This is a genomic window from Vibrio sinaloensis DSM 21326 (assembly GCF_000189275.1).
Classification (GTDB): domain Bacteria; phylum Pseudomonadota; class Gammaproteobacteria; order Enterobacterales; family Vibrionaceae; genus Vibrio; species Vibrio sinaloensis.
The window spans coordinates 25,554-51,478 of record NZ_AEVT01000060.1 but is presented as its reverse complement, the minus strand read 5'-3'; the positions used below and the strand labels follow the sequence as shown (position 1 = coordinate 51,478).

22 protein-coding genes are annotated in these 25,925 nt (G+C 44.3%); 10 read left to right on the top strand and 12 right to left on the bottom strand.

Annotated features, from left to right (window positions below; all coding sequences use genetic code 11):
* The first annotated feature begins 472 nt into the window (after window positions 1-472).
* The 5 genes from dinG to RH45_RS10670 are packed head-to-tail and all read left to right on the top strand — an operon-like array spanning window position 473 to window position 5,208.
* Entirely contained in the window at window positions 473-2,548 is a 2,076-nt protein-coding gene (dinG, locus tag RH45_RS10690; protein WP_008076909.1) for an ATP-dependent DNA helicase DinG, read from the top strand.
* Window positions 2,549-2,588: 40 nt separating this feature from the next.
* Entirely contained in the window at window positions 2,589-3,368 is a 780-nt protein-coding gene (locus RH45_RS10685; protein WP_008076907.1) for a sulfite exporter TauE/SafE family protein, read from the top strand.
* Window positions 3,365-3,913, top strand: a complete 549-nt coding sequence (locus tag RH45_RS10680; RefSeq protein WP_008076906.1) for a primosomal replication protein — start codon at window positions 3,365-3,367, stop codon at window positions 3,911-3,913. The genes RH45_RS10685 and RH45_RS10680 overlap by 4 nt, the downstream gene beginning before the upstream one ends.
* Complete coding sequence (gene rsmS / locus RH45_RS10675; protein WP_008076905.1) at window positions 3,914-4,078, top strand: pleiotropic regulatory protein RsmS; 165 nt, start codon at window positions 3,914-3,916, stop codon at window positions 4,076-4,078.
* Entirely contained in the window at window positions 4,078-5,208 is a 1,131-nt protein-coding gene (locus tag RH45_RS10670) for a cupin domain-containing protein (protein WP_008076904.1), read from the top strand. The genes rsmS and RH45_RS10670 overlap by 1 nt, the downstream gene beginning before the upstream one ends.
* Window positions 5,209-5,276: 68 nt before the next feature.
* Here the strand turns inward: RH45_RS10670 and RH45_RS10665 are convergent, their stop codons facing one another.
* Window positions 5,277-7,394 carry a methyl-accepting chemotaxis protein gene (locus tag RH45_RS10665; RefSeq protein WP_008076903.1) on the bottom strand — a complete coding sequence of 706 codons (2,118 nt, stop codon included), beginning with the start codon at window positions 7,392-7,394 and terminating at the stop codon, window positions 5,277-5,279.
* A 208-nt stretch (window positions 7,395-7,602) separates the two neighbouring features.
* Here RH45_RS10665 and xthA point away from each other — a divergent pair, with 208 nt between their 5' ends.
* Window positions 7,603-8,409, top strand: coding sequence for an exodeoxyribonuclease III (xthA, locus tag RH45_RS10660; RefSeq protein WP_008076902.1), 807 nt, complete (start codon window positions 7,603-7,605; stop codon window positions 8,407-8,409).
* A gap of 69 nt (window positions 8,410-8,478) precedes the next feature.
* On the opposite strand, the gene fabV is transcribed toward xthA, so the two are convergent.
* From fabV to RH45_RS10640, 4 genes are all read right to left on the bottom strand, one after another.
* Entirely contained in the window at window positions 8,479-9,681 is a 1,203-nt protein-coding gene (fabV, locus tag RH45_RS10655; protein WP_008076901.1) for an enoyl-ACP reductase FabV, read from the bottom strand.
* A 202-nt stretch (window positions 9,682-9,883) separates the two neighbouring features.
* Window positions 9,884-12,175, bottom strand: coding sequence for an acyl-CoA dehydrogenase (locus RH45_RS10650; protein ID WP_008076899.1), 2,292 nt, complete (start codon window positions 12,173-12,175; stop codon window positions 9,884-9,886).
* A 72-nt stretch (window positions 12,176-12,247) separates the two neighbouring features.
* Complete coding sequence (locus tag RH45_RS10645; RefSeq protein WP_008076898.1) at window positions 12,248-12,874, bottom strand: TetR/AcrR family transcriptional regulator; 627 nt, start codon at window positions 12,872-12,874, stop codon at window positions 12,248-12,250.
* 539 nt (window positions 12,875-13,413) lie between these two features.
* The gene (locus tag RH45_RS10640; protein WP_008076895.1) at window positions 13,414-13,929 is read right to left on the bottom strand and encodes a serine O-acetyltransferase; all 516 of its coding nucleotides are present in this window, start codon (window positions 13,927-13,929) and stop codon (window positions 13,414-13,416) included.
* A 268-nt stretch (window positions 13,930-14,197) separates the two neighbouring features.
* Here RH45_RS10640 and RH45_RS10635 point away from each other — a divergent pair, with 268 nt between their 5' ends.
* Genes RH45_RS10635 through RH45_RS10625 form a run of 3 tightly spaced genes read left to right on the top strand, consistent with a single transcriptional unit; the run spans window position 14,198 to window position 15,849 of the window.
* Window positions 14,198-15,112, top strand: coding sequence for a 1-aminocyclopropane-1-carboxylate deaminase/D-cysteine desulfhydrase (locus tag RH45_RS10635; RefSeq protein ID WP_008076893.1), 915 nt, complete (start codon window positions 14,198-14,200; stop codon window positions 15,110-15,112).
* Window positions 15,113-15,118: 6 nt separating this feature from the next.
* Window positions 15,119-15,436: a DUF1496 domain-containing protein gene (locus tag RH45_RS10630; RefSeq protein WP_008076890.1), complete on the top strand. Its 318-nt coding sequence runs from the start codon at window positions 15,119-15,121 to the stop codon at window positions 15,434-15,436.
* Between the two features lie 17 nt (window positions 15,437-15,453).
* Window positions 15,454-15,849, top strand: coding sequence for a PPC domain-containing DNA-binding protein (locus RH45_RS10625; RefSeq protein ID WP_008076888.1), 396 nt, complete (start codon window positions 15,454-15,456; stop codon window positions 15,847-15,849).
* Between the two features lie 42 nt (window positions 15,850-15,891).
* Here RH45_RS10625 and RH45_RS10620 read toward each other — a convergent pair whose 3' ends face one another.
* The 3 genes from RH45_RS10620 to RH45_RS10610 all read right to left on the bottom strand — a co-directional run bounded on the left by RH45_RS10620 (window position 15,892) and on the right by RH45_RS10610 (window position 19,078).
* Window positions 15,892-17,298: a DUF4832 domain-containing protein gene (locus tag RH45_RS10620; protein WP_008076886.1), complete on the bottom strand. Its 1,407-nt coding sequence runs from the start codon at window positions 17,296-17,298 to the stop codon at window positions 15,892-15,894.
* Window positions 17,299-17,563: 265 nt separating this feature from the next.
* Entirely contained in the window at window positions 17,564-17,968 is a 405-nt protein-coding gene (locus RH45_RS10615; RefSeq protein ID WP_008076885.1) for a hypothetical protein, read from the bottom strand.
* A 3-nt stretch (window positions 17,969-17,971) separates the two neighbouring features.
* On the bottom strand, window positions 17,972-19,078 hold the full coding sequence (locus RH45_RS10610) for a glycosyltransferase family 4 protein (protein ID WP_008076883.1): 1,107 nt from the start codon (window positions 19,076-19,078) through the stop codon (window positions 17,972-17,974).
* Between the two features lie 633 nt (window positions 19,079-19,711).
* Here RH45_RS10610 and RH45_RS10605 point away from each other — a divergent pair.
* On the top strand, window positions 19,712-20,734 hold the full coding sequence (locus RH45_RS10605; protein WP_241211641.1) for a hypothetical protein: 1,023 nt from the start codon (window positions 19,712-19,714) through the stop codon (window positions 20,732-20,734).
* Between the two features lie 330 nt (window positions 20,735-21,064).
* Here the strand turns inward: RH45_RS10605 and RH45_RS10600 are convergent, their stop codons facing one another.
* The 4 genes from RH45_RS10600 to RH45_RS10585 are packed head-to-tail and all read right to left on the bottom strand — an operon-like array spanning window position 21,065 to window position 25,925.
* Entirely contained in the window at window positions 21,065-22,270 is a 1,206-nt protein-coding gene (locus RH45_RS10600; RefSeq protein WP_008076880.1) for a glycosyltransferase family 4 protein, read from the bottom strand.
* Window positions 22,270-23,265: a glycosyltransferase family 2 protein gene (locus RH45_RS10595; protein WP_008076878.1), complete on the bottom strand. Its 996-nt coding sequence runs from the start codon at window positions 23,263-23,265 to the stop codon at window positions 22,270-22,272. The genes RH45_RS10600 and RH45_RS10595 overlap by 1 nt, the downstream gene beginning before the upstream one ends.
* Before the next feature lie 24 nt (window positions 23,266-23,289).
* Entirely contained in the window at window positions 23,290-24,684 is a 1,395-nt protein-coding gene (locus RH45_RS10590) for a hypothetical protein (RefSeq protein ID WP_008076876.1), read from the bottom strand.
* Window positions 24,681-25,925, bottom strand: a complete 1,245-nt coding sequence (locus tag RH45_RS10585) for a lipopolysaccharide biosynthesis protein (protein WP_008076874.1) — start codon at window positions 25,923-25,925, stop codon at window positions 24,681-24,683. Before RH45_RS10585 ends, RH45_RS10590 begins: the two co-directional genes overlap by 4 nt.

Below are 25,925 nucleotides of genomic sequence, written 5' to 3'. Positions count from 1 at the left end.
CCCTTTTATGTTTTTTGATGATGACTCTGAACTCTTGTTGGTCAGATGCCATCGCCATGTAAATTGCGGGGTCTAGATTGCAAAAGATTATCCTGCGTGTCAAATGATCTAAAAAAACTTATAAAAAAACAATAAAATCAATGGAAATCAATAGCTTGCATTATTTTGCGCATAATTTACGACCAAGTTCATAGGATGTAGCAAGATAATATTGAAAAGAAATAAAAAGCGAACACTAGCAATAAACACCAAAAACAAGCTAAAAAAAAGTTAATACCAGAATTTTTAACCACCAAACACCAAGTTGTAGAGTTATATATATTTTACATTTAGAAATTAATCTAAGTTGCTGATGGTTCAGTTTTTTTTTGTGAACAAGATCCACATTTGATTAATAAGGATTCTATTTCGTGAGCTGAGTAGCGCTTAGAGAACTGTGCTATCATCCCTCTCCCGCTACAGAGAGCACAGTATGATCACCAGTAAAATCCAACAATCCATTCGCACTAGCTATCAAAATCTGCAATCGCAGCTAGAAAACTTTGTACCTCGTCGTGCGCAAAACTATCTTGTTGCAGAGATCGCTAAAACACTGTGTGGCGAATATCACAAATCGAATCGCATCATTGTCGCCGAAGCGGGGACTGGTATCGGTAAGTCACTCTCCTATTTAATGGCCACGATCCCTGTTGCTCTTTTTAATAATCGCAAGGTGGTGATCTCGACAGCAACGGTGGCTTTACAAGAGCAGTTGGTAAATAAAGATCTCCCTCTATATAGACGACTCACAGACCGCGAGTTTTCTTTTCTATTGGCGAAGGGAAGACAAAGGTATTGTTGCGCGGAAAAACTCGCCTCCGCATCGGGAGTCGATGGTGGTCAGTTGGCCATGTTTGAAAGCAAACCGAAAAAGAAAGACATCGACCAATTAGAATTGATGTACAAAAAGCTCGCGGAAAATAAATGGGATGGCGACAGAGACTCTTGGCCTAAGCCCATCGCCGATGAGATTTGGCAATTGATTGTCAGCGACAAGCACAGTTGCAACGGTACCATGCCCGCGCATAGAGGTTGCCCATTCCAAAAAGCGCGCTCTGAAATGGACAAAGCCGATGTCATTATTGCCAATCACAGCTTAGTAATGGCCGATGCGGATCTAGGGGGTGGCGTTATCCTACCCGAGCCTGAAAATACCATTTACGTGTTCGACGAAGCTCATCACTTACCTCATGTTGCGCGAGACCACTCGTCTGCGGCCGCGAGTTTAAAGGGCGCAGCCGCATGGCTAGAGCGCCTCAACCAGTCAGTGACGAAATTTGCCAATCTAGCTGATGAAAAAAGAGTCGGCCGATTCCGTAACGAGCTTCAAGACTCGGTTCAACAACTCATACCTTCCCTTTCTCAGCTAGCAACTCGGTTCGACCCTAGCCATTTTGAAGAGAACATCTATCGATTTGAAAATGGAGAATTGCCAAGTTGGTTAGATGAAGAATCAAAAGAGTTAAAAAAGCTCAGCCAAAAAGGTGCACAGGCAGTGGGAAAAATCGCAGATTTAATTGCCGAGCGAGTAAAAGATGGTGAAGTCGCCGATAGATTAGCGGAGCCCGCACTGGCAGAGCTCGGGTTCTACATCCAACGAATGGATAACTTAGCCGCAGTATGGCAGTTGATGGCAGAGCCACAGAGAGAAAAAGGGGCGCCGTTAGCAAGGTGGTTAGAAGTAAACCCTGAACGAGAGAGTGATTTCATCGTTAACGTCTCGCCACTTGAGGTGGGCTGGCAATTAGACCAGCAATTATGGAGCCGATGCGTCGGCGCTGTACTCACATCGGCAACCATGCGCGCGCTAAACTCGTTTAGTTTTTTCTGCCGCCAAGCTGGGGTTAGTGAAAAAGCGGAAGATGGCGTACGATTTCTTGCACTCGCTTCTCCATTTGATTACGCCAATCAGGCAGAACTGCGTGTGCCGAAAATGAAATACGAACCTCAAGCACCTCAGTTTACGGAATATCTTATCGATATATTGCCTAACTTAATTGAGGACAAACAAGCCAACTTAGTTTTATTCTCTTCCTATTGGCAGATGAATCAAGTTGCAGAGGCACTATCAACACTATTCGTTAAAAAGGGCTGGGCACTTCAGGTTCAAGGTCAAGAATCTCGAACTGAAATACTAAAGAAACATAAAACCTTAGTTCAATGCAAAAAAACCAGCATTCTATTTGGCACGGGCAGCTTCTCCGAAGGTTTAGACTTACCGGGCGAATTATTGGAAAACCTGATCATCACTAAAATTCCATTTGGCGTTCCCACCTCACCGGTAGAGCAAGCGCATGCAGAGTATATAGAAAATCGTGGTGGTAACCCGTTTATGCAGATTACTGTGCCAGAGGCGAGTAAAAAACTGATCCAATCTGTCGGGCGTCTGCTGCGCAAAGAAAGGGATTCTGGTAAAGTCATCATCCTTGACCGACGTATCGTAACAAAACGCTACGGAAAATCCTTGCTTGACTCCCTACCGCCTTTCAAGCGAGTGATAGAATACTAGGGTCTGATACCCATAACTCACATATAAAAAAGATAACTTTATGGAATTGTTTGAGCCAACCGTGTTGTTGGTGTTGGCCTTAGTCGCATTTGCTGCCGGATTTATTGATGCTGTCGCCGGCGGCGGCGGCATGCTAACTGTACCTGCGCTACTCTCTTTGGGCCTCCCTCCGCATATTGCACTGGGGACCAATAAGCTCGCGGCGACCTTTGCCTCCTCGACGGCAGCCTTTACCTACTATAGAAAACGGCTCTTTAAACCGCGTTGCTGGAAACGAGCTTTTGTCTCAACCTTAATTGGCGCCACACTCGGTACTCTGTTCGTTGATTTGATCAGCACAGAGTGGCTAGAAAAAGTACTGCCCCTGATCATTCTTGCTGCGGCTATCTATACCATTTGGCATAAAACGCCCAATGCGAATAAAAACGAAATGCCTCAGCCCTGTCCTGTTTTAAACAAAAAGCAGTATGCTCAGGGGTTGATTCTCGGTTTCTATGATGGTGTTGCCGGCCCAGGCACTGGTGCATTTTGGACAGCCAGCTCAATGGCTCTCTACCGCCTTAATATTTTGCTCGCTTCAGGTTTATCCAAGGCGATGAACTTTACCAGCAACTTTACTTCTCTAGTCACTTTTGCTGTTTTAGGTCACATCGACTGGCTGCTAGGATTAACCATGGGGCTTTGCTTAATGGCAGGCGCTTTTGTTGGCGCACACTCAGCAATACGCTTTGGCGCAAAGTTCATTCGCCCTGTGTTTGTTACCGTAGTGAGCATTCTTGCAGTTAAACTCGCTTATGAGGCTTGGTTCGTCAATCTATGAGTCGCATCAATCAACTATCCGGTACTTTACAAGAGCTAGCTCAGCAAGCAGCGGCGGTTGATCGCAAACGTGGCGAGCACCACTTGCCACTGTTTGACGAACGACTGTTTGCCAGCCGCTCGAAACTGCTGGTTCCTTGCGTAAAAGAAACCCAAGCAACCCTAGACAGTATTGTGCGTGAGGAAGCGGCGGGAAAACTGACAGCGTTGCGTGCCGAGTACTTAACCGAACGGTTATTAGCCCAGATTAGCGCGATCCAGCGCGAGCTTGCCACCACCACTATCCGCAAAAATGAGCCTAAGCATCGCAGCTACTTTCAAAAACCTATTAACGAGCTGTATCAGCACTTATCGCAGCATCAAGAGTGGGAACGACGCTTGCGTGAAATGGTCAAAGACAAAGAGTTAGCACTCCAGTACGCCCCGCCATTTCAACAACAAGCGGCTCAACAAGAGTTAATGGCAACGGAACAACGTTTAAAACGCTGCCAAGAAGCCAAACTCAAAATAGAGAACCAAATTACTTACCGAGAGAGAAACCAATAGATGTCCTCTAATTCTACTGGCTTAGATCAAGCCCCAGACGAAATAAAACTCGCCGTTGACCTTATCTACCTGCTCGAAAGTAATGAAGTGGATCCCAAAGTTGCTTTGGAAGCGATTAAGATCGTCAAGTCGGATTTAGAAAGTAAAATCGAGAACAACAACTGATGTATCAATTGAACTTCGATTTGAATCATTTTCTGGCCCAATATTGGCACAAAAAGCCAACGGTCATTAAGAAAGGCTTTGTTGATTTTGTCGACCCAATCTCACCCGAAGAGATTGCCGGATTAGCAATGGAAGAAGAAGTCGACTCCCGTTTTGTCTCTAATCATAACAACGTGTGGCAAGCGCAACACGGGCCGTTCAAAGAAGCATTTTTCTCCGAACTGACTGAAAGCCATTGGCAACTGGTCGTACAGGCATGTAACCATTGGCATACTGGTTCTGCCGAGCTAGTGAGCGCCTTTAACTCCTTACCTCAATGGTTATTCGATGATCTCATGGTGTGCTACTCCGCACCTGAAGGCGGCGTTGGCCCGCATATCGACCAATATGACGTATTCATTATTCAAGGGAGCGGTAAGCGCCGCTGGCGCGTGGGCGACTTGGATCGAGGTCAATATCAAGAGTCAATTCAAGCAAGCGCTCTGCGACAAATTGAAGGCTTCGATGCGATTATCGACGAAATTTTAGAGCCCGGCGATATTCTTTACATCCCCCCAGGTTTCCCACATGAAGGTAACACTTTAGAGCCAAGTATGAGCTACTCGATCGGCTATCGCTCACCGAAAGAGCAAGAGCTTTTGAGTAACTTTGCTGACTACGTACTAGCCAATGATAAAGGTGACGTGCATCTCCATAACCCAGAGATGAGCACCCAGCAACATCATGGCGAGATTAAAACGGCGGATCTTGCCCTTCTGACCCAAATGCTTAAATCAGCTCTCAACTCTGAACGCGACGTTGCTGATTTTATCGCCACCAGCTTAAGCCACTCTCGTCATCAGCTCGACATTGCACCACCAGAAGAGCCTTATAGTGAAGAAGAGGTTTTCGAGCATCTAGATGCCCAAGGGGGACTAATCAAGTTGCCTGGGCTAAGAACCTTGTACAACCAAGACAACAAGAGTGACATCTACATCAATGGCGATAAATTTAGCTTATGCGATGAGCAGCTATTAGATAGGCTATGTAACCATCATGTCGTGACAGAGCAACATATCAATATCAACGACCAAAGTAGCATCAACTTACTCACCCAGTTGGTCAATCTCGGTTACTGGTACCTAGACTGAATGAGTATCTAACATAAGTTGTCACCCAGATTAAATGTTAAAAAGCCGCAGATTTCTGCGGCTTTTTATTACACTTTAAACTGATTCACCAATTGCTGCTGACTCTTTGACAGCTCTCCGATTTGGACACTGACCGTCTCAGATTCTTCAGCCTGAGAGAGGATCTGCGCACTTAAGTCGCGAATATTACTTACACTTTGATTCACTTCACCTGATACCGATTGCTGCTCTTCCGCCGCTTTCACTATCTGGCTGTTCATATCACTGATGGAAGCAATGGCCGCGAAGATATGACTCAACTCTTCTACCGCTTTTTCGACTTGTTGCGAAGAGTCGTTGGCTAATGCGTTGCCCTCTTGAATCGCTTCTACCACATCCTGTGTACCCGTTTGTACATTCGCAATCACTTCGCGAATTTCCCCAACGGAAGATTGCGTTCGGCTGGCAAGATTTCGTACTTCTTCCGCAACTACGGCAAAACCACGGCCTTGTTCACCGGCGCGAGCGGCTTCGATGGCCGCATTGAGCGCCAACAGATTGGTTTGCTCTGAAATGCCCTCAATTACGGTTAGAATGTCGGTTATATTAGCATTGTTTTTCGCCAATTCTTCTACCACAGGAACCGCAGCGGTCATTCTAGCCACCAAGCGAGCCATCTCCTGCTGAGATTCTTCAATCACTTGCTGCCCGACAGATGCCGCTTCATTGGCGTTTTCAGCCTCACGAACTGCGACTTCGGCATTTTGCACCACAAGACCAGCCGTTTGGGTCATTTCTTCCGCCGCGGTTGCCACTAAATCCACTTCTTTGAATTGAGCATCACTACTGCTACTGGTGTTTTGCGCAGCGACCTTAGATTGTTCCGTCGTGGTTGCCACTTGCATCGTGGTATCGATAATGTCTTTGATGGTGTCTTGCAGTTTACCTAGGAAGAGGTTAAATCCTTTTGCCAATTGGCCAATCTCATCATTAGATTTCACTTCAAGGCGCTGAGTTAAATCCCCCTCACCTGACGCAATATCATCTAATCGAGCAACCACTTCGCGAATTGGTTTGACCAAACGAGACGCCATCAAAGTCACCGTTGCGAGACCAAACAGCACCAATAAACCACCAGCAATGATCTCCGTTTTAACGCTGTCTTCGACTTGTTCGCTAATGATCGCATCGAGCAAGTTAGCATCTTTTAGCACACTGGCTCTTGGCATATCAAACAGCACACCCCAAGTTTGATTTGCCACCATGATGGGTGCAAACACCGTTAACCATTGGCCATCTTCAGACCAAAGTGTTTGAACTTCTTGGCCAAACAGCAGGTCGGTCAATTGATCCGCCGAAACATGCTTACTGTTAAACGCCTGCCCAACCTGGGCTTCAGAGTCATCACTGGCAATCAAGCTACCGTCTAAGCTAACAATCGCAATGCTACCTTGTCCATCAAACAGCTTAGCGTCAGATTCAAGCGCCAATTGTTTAAGAGGATCAAGACGAAGATCGATGCCAAAGAAGCCGACCGAAACGTCTTCGACACGAATAGGCACCGAGATAGAAGACGTTAAGAAGCTGCCGTTTTCATGTTCAATTAAAGTTGGTGAAGAAATACAACTGCTGCCACTCGAAATCGGACAGAAAAAACGCTCACTATTGCCGTTATCAGCTAACACCACCTCGCTCAGCACATTGGCAACAACATTTTCACCATTGTTGGCGGTTTTCCAATACGGTGCAAATCGCCCTTTTTCGTTAGAGCCAACATACTCTGCACCTTCGTAATTCGCGTCTTCACCATCAAGCAGGTTAGGCTCAAAGACAAGATAAGCGCCTTGAATCGAATCGAAATTCAGCACCGATTTACGCACCATCTCATCCAGTGCTGTACGCAACTCTTCACTGTCGCCAAAATTCTCTTCCGTATTGGTTTTTTGAAACAAAGCGCTCGAGGCCAGCATTTCCGCTCGGTAGAGCGCTTCATTCAAATACTCCGCAACTTCAGTCGCGTTGAGTAACGCACGAGTTTCGATAAGTTGCTCTGATTTTTCGAGAACGGAACGTGAGCTTTGCTCTTTGATCAATTGCTGATTTGAAACCGCATTAAAAACAGAAAAGCCAATCAGAGAGAGCGAGGTAAGAAGCAAGCAGCAGCCTGCCAAAAGAGAGATCTTCCATTGAACCGATAGGTTTCGCATATTACATCCTTTTAAGCAGATACCTAATGTAACCACACAACAGCGAACAATATTTAACAAACTGATTACACCATAATGCGATGATATATCAATCAAAAGTTTACAATTGTGTTAATGCGAATCAATCAAGTTGATTGATTTAGTCTGGACAGACAGAAAGTGATACCATCAAATAAATTTCGCCTTAGAACAACAATAAGGATTCAGGATGAAAGTCATCTCGTTCAACATCAATGGTCTGCGTGCCAGACTGCATCAACTGCAAGCAGTAATCGACAAACATCAGCCAGACGTGATCGGTTTACAAGAAATCAAAGTTCATGACGAAGCTTTCCCGATCGAAGATGTCGAGGCGATGGGCTATAAAGTCTATTTCCATGGTCAAAAAGCCCATTACGGCGTTGCCATGCTGTGCAAAAAAGAACCTATTTCTGTACAAAAAGGGTTCCCTACTGATAACGAAGATCATCAGAAACGCATGATCATGGTAACGGTAGAAGACGATAACGGTGAGAAAGTCACGATTCTTAATGGCTACTTCCCACAAGGGGACAACATCAGCCATGAAACCAAATACCCTTACAAACGCCAGTTTTACAAAGATTTGATGACTTATTTGAACGACCACCACAGTAATGATGAACAATTGGTGGTGATGGGAGATATTAATATCAGCCCGCTCGATGCTGATATCGGCATTGGTGAACCAAATCGCAAGCGCTGGTTAAAAACGGGTAAATGCTCTTTCCAACCGGAAGAACGTGAATGGTTGAAAACACTATTGGATTGGGGATTTGTTGATACTTTCCGTCAGATTCACCCAGACGCAAACGATCGTTTCTCGTGGTTTGACTACCGCTCGAAAGGCTTTCCAGATAACCGTGGCCTGCGTATCGACGTTGTATTAGCCACAGCAAAGCTAGCAGAGAAGTGTATTGAGTCCGACATCGATTATGAGCTGCGTGGTATCGAAAAACCGTCTGATCACGCGCCAATCTGGTCGACGTTTAAATAACACTGTGTCAGAAACAAAAAATCCGCAGTAATGACTGCGGATTTTTTATTATTCATTTAACGCGTCTGATTAGATAGCGATGAAATCTGCCTTGTAATCTGGGTTAACGTCAGCGTCGTAATCAACGCCTTCAACGCCAAAGCCAAACAGCTTCAAGAACTCTTCTTTGTACTCAACGTAGTCAGTTAGCTCTTTTAGGTTTTCAGATGTGATCTGTGGCCATAGCTCACGACAGTGCTGCTGAATATCGTCGCGCAGTTCCCAGTCATCTAGACGAAGACGGTTCTTCTCATCGACTTCTGCTGCGCTGCCATCTTCTTTGTATAGGCGTTGGCTGAACATACGGAAGATCTGCTCCATACACCCTTCGTGTACACCTTGCTCACGCATCTTCTTAAATACCATCGCAATGTACAGTGGCATAACCGGAATTGCCGAACTTGCTTGAGTTACCACTGATTTCAGTACAGCGACGTTTGCCGTGCCACCAGTCACAGACAGTTTCTCATTTAGCGCTGTAGCCGCGCGGTCTAGGTCCATTTTCGCTTTACCTAGCGCACCATCCCAGTAGATTGGCCAAGTTAGCTCAGTACCGATGTAGCTGTAGGCAACGGTCTTACAGCCGTCAGCTAGAACACCCGCTTCAGACAGCGCATTGATCCAAAGTTCCCAATCTTCACCGCCCATTACAGTCACAGTGTCTTTGATCTCTTCTTCTGTCGCTGGCTCAACGCTTGCTTCGATGATCACGTCTTTGTTTGTATCAACTGCAGTAGACGTGTACGTTTCACCGATTGGTTTTAGTGATGAACGAATCACCTCACCCGTTTCTGGCATTTTACGTACTGGAGAAGCCAGTGAGTAAACCACCATATCAATCTGACCAAGATCTTCTTTGATCAGCTCAATTGTCTTTTCTTTTGCTTCATTTGAGAAAGCATCGCCATTTAGGCTTTTCGCGTAAAGACCTTCTTCACGTGCTAGCTTTTCAAACGCTACAGAGTTGTAGAAACCCGCTGTGCCTGGTTTTTTCTCTGTGCCTTCTTTCTCGAAGAAAACACCGATAGTTGAAGCACCGCCACCAAATGCCGCAGCGATACGAGAAGATAGACCGTAGCCACTTGATGCACCAACAACAAGTACACGCTTAGGCGCGTCTTTGATTGGGCCTTGTGCTTTTGTGTAAGCAATTTGTTCTTTTACGTTAGCTTCACAGCCTACTGGATGCGTAGTAGTACAGATAAATCCGCGAATTCTAGGTTTGATGATCATATTCAACTTCCTTAACAAAACCCCGCTAGGATAAAAGGTTCAACATAAAATCGCATCTAATTTCTGTAAAAATGTCGCTAAAGTGCAAGTGGTTGGAGCTGTTTGTCAGTAAACGCAGTTTTTTTGCCCAACAAAAAGGCACCTATCATAGGTGCCTTTGCTTCATTCATGTTCAGTTCTAAATAGCGGGCATTTTGTACAATTATGCTGCGCTATCTAACTTTGCCTTGGCCTTCTTTATCTCACCATGAGTGCGAACTTCACTAAAATCATGGCTAAAGTGGTCAACTTGGATGGCTTTGTAGCGCAACTTATCCGCTGCAACAATTTGGTCCACCTCTTCTTGAGTAAGCACATCCGCAGCTAACGCTTGTGCCAATCTGTCTTTAAGTAGGCCTTTACGCGCAACCTTGCCTTCTTTAGCAGCACGCATCAGTTTTCGCTCAAGAGCTTTGACGCCATACATAGCTAAGAATGCATTTTCCATTAGGCCCACACTGTCGTTCTCATCTTTGCCGACATAGCACAGGTGAGTCAAACGATCACGATGAGCGCCCGGGGTCATTAAGCTTTCAGCCAGTTTAACCGTTAGGTTATCGCTTGGTTTAACAAAGTGGTTGCCGATAGGGAATATCAACACTTTAAGTAAACGGCCTACCGCTTTCTGAGGGTAGTTGGTGAATGCTTCTTGCAGTGCATTCGCCGCATGATACAAACAGTGCTGCACAGCATAGTGAACATAATCTAAGTCTTGCTGCTGACGCCCCTCATCTTCATACTTCTTCAGTGCTGCTGATGCCATGTATAGATAAGCCAGTACATCACCCAAACGAGCGGAGATCATCTCTTTACGTTTAAGGTCGCCGCCTAACGTTGCCATCGCGATATCGGCACTGACTGCTAATGCTCGACTTAGGCGCGTCATGTCTTTGTAGTAACGCTGAGTCGGTCCACTCATGTCTGCTTTAATAAAACGAGAACCTGTTAGAGCCGCACCAAACGCACCAAATGTATTGCCCATTGCATGCTTAATGTGCTTGAACAGTAGATCGTCAAACTCTTTAGCCCCTTGCTTTTCATCAGGGTTGGCCGCCGCTTCCATTTCTTTCAGTACGTATGGGTGACAACGCGTCGCACCCTGGCCAAAGATCATAAGGTTACGAGTTAGGATGTTTGCGCCTTCTACCGTAATGGCAACAGGGATACCCAGGTAAGGAGCCGCAAGATAGTTCATAGGTCCATCTTGAATCGCGCGGCCAGAGTGAATATCCATTGAGTCATCGAGGATTTCACGAGCCATTTCTGTCATATGGTATTTGGCAATCGCTGTAACGATGCCTGGCTTTTCCTTAAGGTCGAGAGACGTTGTCGTCAAAGTACGGCTCGCTTCCAATAGATAAGTTAAACCACCAATGCGCCCCAGCGCCTCTGCGACACCTTCAAACTTACCAATCGACATACCGAATTGTTTACGCACGTAGGCATAGGCACCCGTTGTGCGGGCGGTTAAATGGCCCATCGCTGTACCCAGTGCCGGCAACGAAATACCACGCCCCGCTGACAAACACTCCACCAACATACGCCAACCTTTACCCGCGTAGTCTTGGCCACCAATTAACCATTCCATTGGGATGAACACATCGCTACCACGAGTTGGACCATTCATGAAGGCCAAACCAAGCGGATCATGACGCTCGCCAATCTCGACACCTTTGTGGTCGGCTGGGATCAAGGCACAGGTAATGCCTAGCTCTTTTTTGTCACCCATTAAGCCATCAGGATCGTACATCTTAAATGCTAGACCTAATACCGTCGCGACTGGCGCGAGGGTGATATAACGTTTGTTCCAGTTTAAACGGATACCGAGTACTTCTTTGCCATCGTGTTCACCGTAACAAACGATCCCCTCATCAGGAATACCACCAGCATCTGAGCCAGCTTCTGGTCCTGTAAGCGCGAAACAAGGGATATCGGTACCATCGGCTAAGCGTGGCAACCAGTAATCTTTCTGCTCTTGAGTACCATAATGAGACAGCAGCTCACCGGGGCCCAGAGAGTTTGGTACCATCACCGAAACAGCCGCGCTGATACTGCGCGTTGCTATTCGCGATACGATGGTCGAGTTCGCTAATGATGAAAACTCACGGCCTCCATATTCTTTGGAGATGATCAACGAGAAGAAGCGCTCTTTACGTAAGAATTCCCATACCTCGGGCGGAAGGTCGCGATCTTCTTTGACGATCTTGTGGTCATCCAGCATCTCTAGCAGCGTTTCAAGCTCGTTGTTCATAAAAGCTTGTTCGTCTGCGCTGAGTGTTGGTGTTGGGTACTGGTGCAATTTAGTGAAATCTGGACGGCCTGAGAACAACTCTCCGTCCCACCAAACACTACCCGCTTCCATTGCTTCCTTTTCCGTGCTCGATAGTGGTGGCAGCACTTTCTTAAACATTTTGAAAGCTGGGTCACTTACCCATTTTTGTCTTAGAGAGCCCATAATCAGATCCTTTTGTTCACTGTAGGTGGTCCAATATTTTTTAGTTATGTAACGCTGTTTCTATTTATTAAGTTATTCCGCAGCGACGCCTGCTGCTAAATATGGAATAAGTTGGTCGACAACCGATTTTGCATCCATCGATTTGCCGTAATCATTTTCTGCGATTTCAAGTAACGCTTGGCTCGATGCCATGGTGAATACACAAGTCCCGAGAGTGAAGTGCAAACGCCAAAACAGCTCTTCTTGAGTCAATCTAGGATTCGCTTTCATTACTGACTGGGTGAAAAGCGATAAAGTCTCTTGGTAGCGGGTCGTGATAAACCAACGTAAATGACCTTGTACATCGGTATAGCCACGGCCAATCAGCAACATGAATCGACTCGTACCATTAGGCCTCACATCATTTAGATTACGTAGAGGAGTACGCAAAGACTCAAAAACCTCTGACATATCGTAACTGTCATTGAGGTTCAGATTGATTAACGCATCTTGAACCGCTGGCATAAACGCTTCTAGGTATCGATTGAGCACCGCACGCACAAGCGTCTTCTTGTCACCAAAATGGTAGTTAACCGACGCGAGGTTTACGTTCGCTTTACTGGTGATAGTACGAAGAGAAGTATCGTTAAACCCATGCTCCGCAAACAGAGCTTCGGCTACATCAAGGATTTTTTCTTTAGTACTGTTTCTGCTTGCCATTTCAATCACTCGTATTAAACAACTGTTTGAAATATACACGCGACACAAAAATACAACAAGCTATTAACATCACAGTTTTTAGCATTGGTCTGACCAGAGTGCATTTTGAGCAACTAAACGGCTGAAAGAAAAAAGTTAATTTTTTTTCGATTTTTATTGAACTGTTTTGCAATCCGCCAGTCTGAATAAGTGTAGTTAGCAGAGCATTCCTAAGTTGACAGGCCGTCGAACTTGTTTTCTTACTGAAGCTACTAATTTACGCTGCTTTTTCTTATTTAACTCCTATGTTTGTATCCGCCCAGAGCCTCCTTGCTCTGGGCTTTTTTTATCTGGCTTTTACCAGATCATTTAGCGCGAAAAGGAGTAAACATTGCCGGTGTTCGAAGGTAATGGGTGAGTGCAGTTCGCTTGGTAGAAAGGTTCTATACAAGGCGTTGTCAGGCTGGTTTTAGGTAAGCTTAATATTTGGGCTGAATCAGAATGTAAAAAAGCAGCATTCCCAAAAATGCTGCTTTGCTTTTGCCAATGATTGATTAGGTTTAGCCAATAACACGATTTGGCTGAGGAACGACGGTTTGGTTAGCTTGGATATCTTTAGTCACAACGACGCCTGCACCGACTCTCGCGTTATCTTCAATACAGATGTCCCCTATCACAATACTGCCGGCACCGAACTCAACATTATCGCCGATCACTGGAGCTGCGGATGGTGTGCCATCTCTTAGCGTTTTATTACCGATCGTCACGCCATGCCTAATACTGCAATTTTCACCAATACGGGTATTACTGTTAATTACAATCCCATAACCGTGATAGATTCGAAAGCCCTTGCCAATACTGGTTGTAAAAGGAATTTCGGTTCCCAACAAGTACTCCACTAACAACCGATTTAGGACAAACACTGGATAAAACAAATAACGCCACGGTTTGGAAAAGTTCGAGAAGTAGTTACAAACTCTTAGCATAAAGACGATCAACTTGCTTTTGCTGGAGTCGTTTACTTTCATCTCATACGAAAGAACTGAAGTCAGCTGATTAAATGTTTTGATTTGCATATACGATGATAAACCTTGCATTGAATATTCGGACTTAACCAAGCGTGCAGTCGCTACACACAACACGTGGTAAAGAGAGCTTGCTAAGCGCAGCTAAAATTTTATTGGATTATCATTTCCCTTACTGTAAGGCTTTGCCCATTAGCGTGAAACTTAAGCCTTATACTTCATCGCCAACGCATGAAAGAACCTTCAATGGTTTATCTAGCATTTGGCCTTAAGCATTTTCTTGTTAAACTAGCCGACCCTAAATGTTGAACTGTGACGCATGAAACTCGCCAACACCCCTGTTACCGAACACCAGTTCGAAGACATCCCGTTTTTTCTTAAGCGCGATGACCAACTCCATAGCCATTTCACTGGTAACAAGGCTCGTAAGTTTATGGCTCTATTGGATTCACCGTTAGAGCATATCTCTACCCTGATCAGCTATGGGAGTATTCAATCAAATGCGATGCTTTCCTTATCGGCTCTTGCCGCTATTAAAGGTTGGAAGTTTGAGTTTTACGTCGACCATATGCCAGAGTGGCTAGTAGCAAACCCTAAAGGAAATTATCGTGCGGCACTCGAACTGGGCGCTCAAATAGACGTTATCGGTCAACAAGGTTTGCACCCACAGGTACATATTGAACAAGTGCGAAAACCTGATGACTCTTGCCTCGTCGTACCTGAAGGGGGCAGATTTCAACAAGCGGAACACGGTATCGCACAGCTCGCCAGAGAAATTTTGTCTTGGACTCGATTCGCTGCGGGAGATCAGTTCACTCTTGCCCTGCCATCTGGGACAGGAACCACAGCACTCTATCTGCATAAACACCTAGCGCCTCATGGAATCGAGGTGTTAACTTGCCCGTGTGTGGGGGGAAAAGCCTACCTAGAGCAGCAGTTTATCGATCTTGGAGAAACCCAATTCCCGACAATCCTAGAATTGGAATCTAAGCATCACTTTGGCAAGCTTTATCAAAGCGATTACCAAACTTGGGCACAGCTCCTGCAACAAACGGACATCGAGTTTGATTTGCTTTACGATCCTATGATGTGGCAGTGTCTACAATATTGGTATCCACACAATCGACACAAAACACTCATCTACTTGCATCAAGGGGGGCTGCTCGGCAATGAAAGCATGCTTCCCCGCTACGAACGCAAATTTGGTGTTTTACCTGTCGAAAAACCATGGTGATCAAGTATGCGCAACTATATTTGGGGATCTTTGTTTCTAATGACTGCCTTTGGCGCTTCCGCTGAGATTAGCAAGCCTATTGGCAAATCGACGGTCATTGGTGTTGGTGTCAATGCGAACACCGTGGCACAGCGAGTTTGCTACTACCAAGACCAAGCCTATTCCGAAGGTGCAATGCTACAAGTTGGCGACCATATCATTCAATGTGCATCCGCAAATGACTTTGAAACCAATGGCGCATTGAAATGGCAGCCTATAGACAAGAATCATTCCCCCCAGATTGAGCAAACAGATGGCGCCGTAAAACGCTACAAGGTTAACTAAATCTAAAAGGACTTAATGTGATCACCCCTCTTGCTGTGCGCCTGACACAAGGTGCAGACTTAAAACGCTCGATACAAGACATCGTCCAACAGAATAGCATTCAAGCTGGCAGCATCGCTTCATGTGTTGGTTGCTTCAAGCAAACCAAGATACGCTTAGCGGGAGCAACCGAAGAGCGAGTGCTCAGTGAACCGGTCGAAATTGTTTCGTTGATGGGAACACTTACTCCCACACACCAACACGTGCATGTGTCTGTGGCCCAAGCCAATGGGCAAGTGATTGGAGGACATATGCTAGAGGGCTGCATTGTCGATACGACGGCCGAGTTGATCATCCATTTCTATCCAACACTGCGCTTTTCTCGTCAACCCGATCCGGACACAGGTTACACCGAGTTGATTGTAGAGACCTAAAAGAAAAGCCGCTTCATATTGAAGCGGCTAAGTCTATCAAGGTTACCATACCCACAGGCTTGAGAGGCGATACCACCCATCAGATTGCTGACCTTCATTGGCAAGATTTAAAGGCCTGTCATCGGCGGTTTCGACCAGCCCGACTTCAACGGAATAAACGCCCGAATCTAAATCTTTAGGCAATGTTAAACTCGTCTTTGTAGAATGCTCTCCTGGTAGCCAACGGCTAATGTCGTAGCGTGCTTTAATAAACAGCACTGGTTTTCCAGTACTGTCCAGTAGTCGATAAGCCAAATTACGGTGTGTGTAAGGTGGTGCGACGCCTTCGTTAGTAAACTGCGTATTGATCGTAATGGTCGTCCCGGTCGATGCCCCAGCTGGATGGGTAATCGATTGAACGCGAAGTCGATAGCCTAGCTTTAACAAAGCCTCATCAAGTAACGGACGATATTCGTCAGGAATCGGTTTCGATTTTAGGTTAAGTGAAGAGACATGATTATCTAGCGCCCAGTCCAAACTCGCTTTTACTTCCGCTAAACTGTAGTTTTGAATCGACTTCCATTCTCCCGGTGTGGTACAAGTTTCTAAACTGATCGGCGCATATTTCCACGCGTCTTTAAACTTAGGGTCTGCTCTTTCAGCTTGTTCAAGACGGTATGGATAGTCATCATCCATGTGGCTCCAAGTTTTGGAATAGTGGTACCAATCACCCCAACAGTCTGCTCGCCAGCCCGCACCTTTAGAGACTGCGTAATTTAAGCTTTCTCCGCCACTAATCAGCATGATTTTTTCAGTTTTAGGAAACGCTTCGTAGTGCAAGTCAATGATGTGGTTCAGTTGGTCTGTCGTATATCGGTCATGAAGTCGTGGTAGTTGGTTAAAGTTACTGTTGTGCCACTCTCCCCAAGAACCAACCATACCTATGTCCAGATAACTTAAATTCGGGTTACCATCGTAGCGATGGCCAAATGCCTGTAAGAACTTCTCCATGTATTTGAGATAAACAGGATCATCTAAGTCAGGAACAAAGGTGCCATTTTGCCATTGACCCGCGATACCTTTATTGATCAACCATTGCGGGATTTTGCTTCCGCTATACGGACCATCGGCCGTCATAAAGCGAAGACCGACCGTTTTTCTCGGTGTTTTACTGCCATTATCAGAAAAAATCTTATCGATAAGCCCAAAGTTGTACTTCCCTTCTTCTGGCTCTAAATCACTCCAATAAAAGCGATTGTAATCGATGCCACCTTCAGGATACTGAGCAGGCGTAAGGGTGACTCCCCAGCTGTTATGAAACGTTTCTACCCCAATACCAGGGTTGGTAATCGGTCCAGTAAGTCCTTCAGGGTAAGCGGTTATATTGGCGGTTTGCCAAGCGTAGCTGGCGGATAGAGGAACTGCGCAGAGTGCAGCAATTAATGTTGTTTTCAAGAAACGATGCTTCATAACAAGTCCTTATGTATGAGTGATAAAGTCGTGTATTCCGAGTGAGACACGCCTTAGAATCCATCGAACACGCGCTCTCTCGTAATTCAGCAAAGGCAAACAAAACATCGAGCCAAATTTCTCTCATATGTAGTCAGTTAGTAGGATGCAAAGCCCCCCTACTCTTGCCTTTTTTATAGTTTTGCTACTAAGGAAAACTGACTAAACAAACTAACTGATTACCATCCTGTAAAAAAGAGTTTTTCTTGTCAGTTTTTTCCTAATATCAAACACTTAATGACTTAAACCAATCCCATACACCAAACGAATAATTCTTGAAGATATCAATTCCCAGTGCCGATTTGAGCAAATACAGCGCAAACCCAGACAGGCCAACTAAGCATACCAACAAGAAAATTATTAAGGTTACGGTGAGAAAGTTTACTAATTTGGACTCTTCTGCTCGAACTTGGCGACGTCGATCACGGCCGCCAAGTAATACGAAATAGTAGCGTTTGCCAAACCAAGGAATACTTTTGCGTACATCAACGGAATGGCGAGAGACCAATCCAAGCGAACAAACCGCCTGCTCAATCTCGCTCTTCTGCTGTTCGGTCAAACTTGCCGCAACATCACCATCAAGTAGCTGGTAAAATTGATTAAGAGCTTTCTTTGCTTTCGTATTGTTCAAGAATTACTTCTCCAACGCCTTTTGATATACCGCTATGGTTTGGTCCGCAATCTTATGCCAATCGTATTTCGCCAAATATTCTTCATAATCAACAGAGCTTAAGTGCTGGGCTTGGTTTAGCTTACCGCTTAGTTGGGAAATATCGCCGACAGAGAAGTAGTTATCACTCGCTAGAGCCACTTCAACGTTCGCAGGAATATCGCTGACAACCACAGGTAACGAGTAAGACATTGCTTCCAGTAAGGCGATTGGTAACCCTTCGTGATACGAAGGCATACAGAAGCATCTTGCTTGAGAGAACACCGCTTTTAGCTCATCACCATTTAGAAACCCAGTAAGGATGACATTCGGAGTACGCTTAGCTTTCTCTTTTAACGCCTGGCTGTATGGCGTTTCATGGTCGGTATCCCCGACTAGAACAAGTGGAATGGTGCAATCAGACTGAGCATACGCATCAATCAAATCATGAAAGCCTTTCTCTTCAACAAATCGCCCCACGGCAACAAAGTACTGTTGTGCAGTTAGGCCATGCTTATCTAATGCGCTCTGTACGATGAGATCATCAAGCTGCTGTGAAGGCTCGACACCATTGTAAATGAGATGAGCATCGTCACGGCCATACTTTTGCTTGATGATGTCGTTAATGACATCCGAAATGACGATCACTTCATTGGCCCAACGAACGGCAAACTTTTCGCCCAGCATCAGGATTTTTTTCGCAAAACCACCCCATTTTTGGCGATCATAATCAGGCCCATGGTGAGTAAAAACCACCTTCTTGCCAAGTAGACGCAGCAAAGGTACGACAAGGCCCGGTCCAATCGCATGAACATGCACAACTTGAGAGCGATCTGTCCAAGTAGAAAACGCGGACAGTGTAGAGTGCAGAATCGCTTCAAGAGATTTCTTCTTTGGAGCCCATACCGATTTAGTCTTCACACCTTGAAACTCAGAACGCTCATAATCCACATATGGTGAACGAGCGAGAACACATACTTGAGATTTTGACTGCTCGACTACCTGCGGATACAAATGTTGGCAATGTGTTTCTACGCCGCCTAATACATTAGGAATGCCTCTGGTACCTAATACGGTAATTTTAACGCTCATTTATTTACTCATCGAATTAGTTAGGTATAAGTCAGCTATAGATAAGGAGCGAAGCTATTTTGTAGCCACGCTAAACTCTCTTATCTAGCTGCACCATCTAGAAGGGCTGATGCGAGCATCGTTAACTGAGGCCTAAACACATCAGTAATGAGTTAATAAAAAGGATAAATAAGCCAAATATTTATAAACAATAATGTAACTCTCACTAATCATTAGAAATAACAATCGGTGATGTTTATGGAAATAAATAGCAGAAATGCCTTATATAACAGTACCAATGTTCAACGACAGTTGGAATGAACGCTTAAAAAACTAGAGTAAATCCAGACAATTAAATTACATCAATTTTTGTCCCTAGCTAATAATGGTCACTGATGAGCTTACTTTGTCAGAAAATAGTTAGCATCATTTACAACAAAGCTAGATTGGGAAATAACTGACAAGCTAAGATCCAAAAATAATGGTTTATCATTGAGGCTAATCAAAATCATTATAAATATATGCATACACTTTCAAAGAGCATTTTTTAAAGAGGATTTGCTTTATCTTTACACTGAAAAAAATCATCTGCTATATATTAAACAACAATAAATCAAGTAAAGAACATACAATAATAAATTTATAATTCAGTAATTGAAAGAAGCTAAAATTCAGAAAAATCTGATTTACAAAATAAAACCAAACTTAATAAAGAAATGTCAGGTGAACACCATTAATTTTTCGAATAGGTATTTTATGAAATTAAAACCTACAATTACCATCGCACTATGCTTAATTTCCTCCTTTTCATGCAATGCAAATCACGTCGCATCATCTGAAGCGATAGCGGCTATGACCTTGCCTAATGACGACGTTCTGTATGGTGCACCAACTCAACCATCATGGGCTAAAGGTGCTACCATTGCACAAGGACGCCCTCGGGGAGATGCTGCTCCAATTTGGTGGACAGATGATGTTCTTGACAAGTCAATTATTGATAGCGATCCATGGAATGGGATGACAATTTGGTTTACAGGATTTGAAGCACAATCAAATAGAATTAACGACTTTAGAGTCGCGATGAGCCGTCCAGAAGTTTGGCTATTACACGCCAGCGATGAAAAGCGTAGCATAAGCAAGGCTTATTGGGAGCGGCTTCCAGATATCCAGTTTAGTTGGTCAGCCTATTTCTCACGTGATGTAGCAAACTATATTGAAGACGCCAATGCTACCTATCTAGATAACGGAGAACTGAAATACCAAATCAGCAGTGACCACTACCCCACCCATGGAGGAACACAAAAAATAGAGATCGATGGAGAAAATGTTTTAGGTGTCTTTGTTCGTGTTCGCGCTTGGCTCGAACCTACTAATGGGATTTCAAAGCGCGATTTATCCGATGCTAAATATCTAATAAATATAGGTGCAGACTACTACCCAAATGTAGATTCTGATGTTGCTGCTGGAGATTTTGCAGGAACCGGCTATTTGCCTGGAGCTATGGGGAGTCGTTTTGCCTATGTGAGTGAAGAACCAAGGTGGTTCTATGCAGCGACAGTATCTCAAGAAAATGCTGAAATTGTAGATAAATCTAGCAGATTCATAAAGAATGGAGGAAGAACCTACTTGACTCAAGAAGAGCTTTTAAGAAACTCACCTGATATAGATAGCTATTAGTCATATAAATCAATAAATTTATTGAATAAGTCGCAGTATTATTATTTAGTTTTACTGCGATACTAACTCGCTAAATTCAAAAATGACTTAACTATTTAATGATATCCTTTCCCCTCTATTCCGTTCTTTATCTCAGTCTGCCACTCCTTAGAGAAATTACATCTTATTGGAAGTTATTCTTATATTAGAATCCAATCAATATAAAGAGTGGTTATTTCATTAATGGCAAATCAGTTTATGATGAGAAATAATCACTTAATAACTATCGTCACCATTAAAAAAGCTCATAGGAACTAAGTTCCTATGAGCTAATTGAATTACTTCCAACCTCTACTCAATGATAAGTTCATGATAAAGGTCGAGTAAGCTTTGTTGATGGCGAGACATTGAATACTTACTTTCAAGACGTTTGCGAGCATTGATACCTAAGTCAACAGCACGATCAGCATCCTCGGCAAATGCATCCATTGCTTCCGCCAATGAAGTGGGATTCGCAGCTTCGAACAATAAACCTTCAACTCCATCTCGTACTTGTTCAGGAATTCCTCCAATACGCGAACCAATTACTGGCTTACCGTATGACAATGCTTCAAGCACTGACATGGAGCAGTTTTCATACCATTCAGACGGAACGATAACTGCACTGCTTCTTTTGATCAATTTGTGCAACGTATCACCAGTCTGAAAACCTAAAAACTCAATCGATGGACAAGTTTTCTTCAACTCTTCATATAAAGGCCCATCACCGACCACTTTCAGAGGCAGTTTTTTAGCAGACATCTCATAAGCCGAAGACATCGTCGCGACACCTTTCTCACGGCTTAATCGACCGAGAAATAGAAAGTAACCGTCGTCGCCAATATCACTTCTATCTACGTTTTCATCAATACCGTTCACAATCACTTCAATACGAGTATTAGGCAACTTACGACGAATAATATTCGCGAGAAACTCACTCGGTGAAATGATCACGTCCAACGCACGATAATTACCAGTCAGCTCCTGGTAGGTCGCCTCTAAAGAAAGTAAAGCACTCTTAAAAGCGGAACCGTCTTGGCAGCGATTTTTAAACGCATTCCAAACACCGCCATCCAAACATGCTTCACACGCTTTTCCATTCAGATACATGTTGTAATTCGGACAGGCAATTTTTGTATCGTGAGCAGTAAGTACGGTTTTACAGCCCAGCGATTTCGCAACTTTGATAACAGAAGGCGTTAATTGGTGGTAGATATTGTGAAAATGAACAATATCTGGTTTTTCTTGTTCAATCAGTGCTTTAATTTTAGTGCAAGCTTCTGAATTATGAATAAATCGCCAAGCTGTTTTCAAGCTAGACAACAACCCGTGCCCCTGGTGATAATCCACATTTTCAACGAAAAAGTCGCTGTATTCTGTCTGCCAGTTTTTTTCATGCTGCATTGAGAAGTCTACGATTTGCACTCCCGACGCTTTTAGAAAATCTCGTTCTTGGAAGAAGACTGTTTCAGCCCCTCCTTTCATAAAAAAGAATTTGTTAACCAGTAGTACTTTCATTATTCGCTTGCCTTAATAATCTTGTTTTCTGGTGCCGCTTTAGGATCTTTTTGGTTGGTGAAAAAACCTCTAATAATTCCAGCAGAGAACATGGTTAAATTAATTACGCTTTGCGAAGCTTCTTTGAGTGATCGGTTCTTGGCTGCCTTAACAGAAAAAAAGGCAATCAAAGGCAATGCAGAAAACAATATCAACAATGGCTGCAAGCTAAGGATCGAGATTGCTAATATCACTAGATTCAAAGTGTAAATTAGCCAAACTTTTACGATATGTAATGCATCCTTGAAATGCTTTTGCCCCCAAGCGCTTCTCAATAACTCGCCTGGCCCGGCTAGATATCGACTTCGCCAGCGCTGCTTGAGTAGTTGCAAAGAAGACATGTCATATGAAGTGTGGTGGAAATAAGGTACCTCAAGGCGGTGCAATTTGTACCCAGCGTGTTTTAATCGCATACCTAACTCTGCTTCTTCACATGAGTGTAAATTTCGATTGGTTAGGTAGCCGATTTCATCTATTGCACTCTTACGGTAAAGGCCGCCTCCGCCCAAATGTTCACAATCCCCAACCGGATAGATGCTTTTTAAACGTTGCTTACGAGACTTAAACTCATAATTTGATGCCTCATCCATTTCAACCAACCCTGCAACACCCGCATATTGCATGTCAGAGCAGAGAAACTCTAATGCCGCGTCTATAAACTCTGGCTCCAGCTCCATGTCTCCGTCCATAAGCAGTAAGAACTCTCCACGCGCATGGAGGTAACCAAGTTGGTGGCCTACACCACAGCAACGCTCTTCTCCATGAACTAAGCTCACCACTGTTGCCCCCTCCGCAATGGCAATCGCTTGAGTACTATCGCTAGATAGGCTGTCCGCAACCAGTATCTCATGAGGATACTGGCTAAGGTGGGTACGAATGCTTCTAATCGTTTTAGCGATTCCCTGCTCTTCATTGTAAGTTTTGATGATGACACTAATTAGAGGCTGTTCTTTCATTATTACGACTCTTTTATTTTATGATCAGGATATAACGCGTTCAGCAAGCGCATGACGATTCGCCAGAATAGCGTGGCGATTAACAAGAAGTGCTCCTAAGACAAAGTAGAATTGGAACTGTAATGTGGGAATCAGCATGAGTAGCTGGCTGTATGGCAGACTCAATAACCCAGCAATAGCGAAGGCGATAAACGCAGGCTGTGACGACACTAAACGCATATCTCGACTATCTAGCGAGCTTCTATCAAGCACCGGTTTGGGTCTGGCGACGACAATAATGCCGATGAACGATAAGACTGACAGCAGCGTTCCAATAATACCTAGCTCCCACAACATCATACTTAAAGACGTTGAATCCAATAGCACATTGAATACGATATTCAAAAAACCTGGAGCAACAGAACTACCGCGGTTGGTAGCGTTTAATCCGTAGCCAAACAGCTCACTTGGCAAACCATATAATCCACTGTTTTCTAACCAGAAGAAAACAGTGGTTAAACGACCTAGCTCACCGTTTTCCAACACCGCATTTGGATCAAAGATATAGGATAAAGACTCGATGAAGACCTCAAGTACTCCTTTACTTGGATCGGTACCAAGTGCTGCAGAGTAAGATGAAGCCAGTGCAAAAATAGCTAGTCCAACGAGCAGAAGCATACCCAGTGAGATGATCAGTAACATCTTAAAGCTGAACTTCTTCATCCCCTTAACGTAGCTAGGCGAAAACCACACATAAACCATTAAAATAGGAGACAGCAGGATCACAAACTTGATTTCACCAAGCACACATACTGCGAAAGCCGCCACAATATGTAGTAGAGTATTCGTACGACTTGCAACGCCGTGCTTAAACTCTGACAACTTGAGTAACATGATCAGTAAACAAAACAGACCGAGAGCAGCACTGTTACCCCCGCCCATTGGATCACCACCAAAAGTACCGACGACCGAATCCCACTTTTCAAAGTCGCCCTTCATAGCAACACGCTGAGGCACGATAACTAAAATCTGATACAAGATGACTGGAAACTGTAAGTAGAAAACGCCATAAAGGGCTTTGATGCCTCGATATAGCTGCGATTCTTGGCAAAATCCCAATGCTAAACACAAGGTGATCAACACTAAGCCAATCTCGTTCTTCATACCGACAATTGTCACTATCACTCCACTTTGTAGTAAGGTAGAAATAACAGCGATAGCAATCAATCCGATCAGCAAAACGAAAATACACTGCTCTTTCGCGTCTAACGAAAAAGGGCGAAATCGTGTTTGCATGATGAGCAATAGCACCATAGTGCATGCTAGTAAGAACGGTAACCAAAGTACCGCACCGACTCCTGTGAAGTACTGAACCGCACCACACAAACCTAAACTTATCCAAACAAACGCTTGGATAAATAAACCATTGTTGAGAATCACGCGTCTTTCACTCCGTTCAACTCTTTAATATCACTCGATAGTGACGATGCTCGTTTGTTTACTGTGAGGTATATAAAGGCATAACGAACTGCAGATAACGCAGCAAAAGCGATAATCGAGCTTTCATAGCCCAGCTCAAAGTAAGGCATAGCGCCAAGAGCTATCGCCACAACAAGTAATTGTTCAAATTGGATACGTAAGAAATACTTAGGCGAGCCAAAGACTAGCTCTACCACTGTTAATGGGCATATAGCCAAAGCAGTAAATAGGTACGGCAGCATGTATTGAGAAGTCGGAACTGAATCCAGCCACTCTTGCGTCACCCACCCTTGCTCTGTCGCCAAGGACATCACCAATGGATAACAAATAAATACACCCGCAGTAGCCGTAATACCCAGACACAGTAGTAACTTACGTACTTTAAGAAATTCGGGATAATTAAAGCGATCATTACGAAAATCCGTCGACCACTTAGAAAAGATCGAGTTCCGTACTGCATTGCCGACAATAACGACAGGTGACATGCAGAAGCGATTCACAACTGCAAAGTAACCCGCTGTTAACGAAGAAAACCAGAAGTTAATCAAAATCACTGGTAGGTTAAGGTTAACCATAGCGATGACTTCAGCACTACCAATACGGCCAATGTGCTGACGATTTTCTACGAAAAACCGTTGATTCGCTGACCAAGAGAAGTGGTGCAATTCGATCTGTTTGAATGGCAATGAGTAACATAACCACGAACACACAAGGACACATAAACCACCAGTCCAGACCCAGTACATCTGCAACGGCTGCGCGGAGAAATAAATACTCGTCGCGACGAGAGCAGAAATTGACAGTCGTTGCACCGCAAGCAACGACATTTTTTCATCTCGCATTAATAGGTTCTCTGAGATAAGAACCCATGAATGCGCAACGGTCAAAAAGTAATACAGTGAGTAAGATTGCTCAAATAGGGTAACTGCCACCCACGCAAAAGGGAGGGCAGTTACCGTTGTCTGAAACAAGCAAAATATTACATTTTGCGCCAAGTGTTGCGAATCCTGTTTCGGCAACAATAACTGAGTTGCAAAGGTACAGATTTGAGCACCAATTAAGGAAACACTGTACGTCAGCGCATAGTTGCCAACTTCAGCCATGCCATAGCGGTGCGATATCAGCCAGATGGAGAATGCACCAATTGCTTGCGACAAAATGGAAGAGCTGGCAACCGTTGTAATACTCTTGATCAAACTCAT

What these genes read in the sequence shown, in the direction of transcription:
- RH45_RS10620 (WP_008076886.1), bottom strand. Translation starts at nt 17,298, where the DNA reads ATGAAGCATCGTTTCTTGAAAACAACATTAATTGCTGCACTCTGCGCA.
- RH45_RS10645 (WP_008076898.1), bottom strand. Translation starts at nt 12,874, where the DNA reads ATGGCAAGCAGAAACAGTACTAAAGAAAAAATCCTTGATGTAGCCGAA.
- rsmS (WP_008076905.1), top strand. Translation starts at nt 3,914, where the DNA reads ATGTCCTCTAATTCTACTGGCTTAGATCAAGCCCCAGACGAAATAAAA.
- RH45_RS10665 (WP_008076903.1), bottom strand. Translation starts at nt 7,394, where the DNA reads ATGCGAAACCTATCGGTTCAATGGAAGATCTCTCTTTTGGCAGGCTGC.
- RH45_RS10610 (WP_008076883.1), bottom strand. Translation starts at nt 19,078, where the DNA reads ATGAGCGTTAAAATTACCGTATTAGGTACCAGAGGCATTCCTAATGTA.
- RH45_RS10600 (WP_008076880.1), bottom strand. Translation starts at nt 22,270, where the DNA reads ATGAAAGTACTACTGGTTAACAAATTCTTTTTTATGAAAGGAGGGGCT.
- RH45_RS10630 (WP_008076890.1), top strand. Translation starts at nt 15,119, where the DNA reads ATGCGCAACTATATTTGGGGATCTTTGTTTCTAATGACTGCCTTTGGC.
- xthA (WP_008076902.1), top strand. Translation starts at nt 7,603, where the DNA reads ATGAAAGTCATCTCGTTCAACATCAATGGTCTGCGTGCCAGACTGCAT.
- RH45_RS10585 (WP_008076874.1), bottom strand. Translation starts at nt 25,925, where the DNA reads ATGAGTTTGATCAAGAGTATTACAACGGTTGCCAGCTCTTCCATTTTG.
- RH45_RS10670 (WP_008076904.1), top strand. Translation starts at nt 4,078, where the DNA reads ATGTATCAATTGAACTTCGATTTGAATCATTTTCTGGCCCAATATTGG.
- fabV (WP_008076901.1), bottom strand. Translation starts at nt 9,681, where the DNA reads ATGATCATCAAACCTAGAATTCGCGGATTTATCTGTACTACTACGCAT.
- dinG (WP_008076909.1), top strand. Translation starts at nt 473, where the DNA reads ATGATCACCAGTAAAATCCAACAATCCATTCGCACTAGCTATCAAAAT.
- RH45_RS10680 (WP_008076906.1), top strand. Translation starts at nt 3,365, where the DNA reads ATGAGTCGCATCAATCAACTATCCGGTACTTTACAAGAGCTAGCTCAG.
- RH45_RS10650 (WP_008076899.1), bottom strand. Translation starts at nt 12,175, where the DNA reads ATGGGCTCTCTAAGACAAAAATGGGTAAGTGACCCAGCTTTCAAAATG.
- RH45_RS10595 (WP_008076878.1), bottom strand. Translation starts at nt 23,265, where the DNA reads ATGAAAGAACAGCCTCTAATTAGTGTCATCATCAAAACTTACAATGAA.
- RH45_RS10685 (WP_008076907.1), top strand. Translation starts at nt 2,589, where the DNA reads ATGGAATTGTTTGAGCCAACCGTGTTGTTGGTGTTGGCCTTAGTCGCA.
- RH45_RS10635 (WP_008076893.1), top strand. Translation starts at nt 14,198, where the DNA reads ATGAAACTCGCCAACACCCCTGTTACCGAACACCAGTTCGAAGACATC.
- RH45_RS10640 (WP_008076895.1), bottom strand. Translation starts at nt 13,929, where the DNA reads ATGCAAATCAAAACATTTAATCAGCTGACTTCAGTTCTTTCGTATGAG.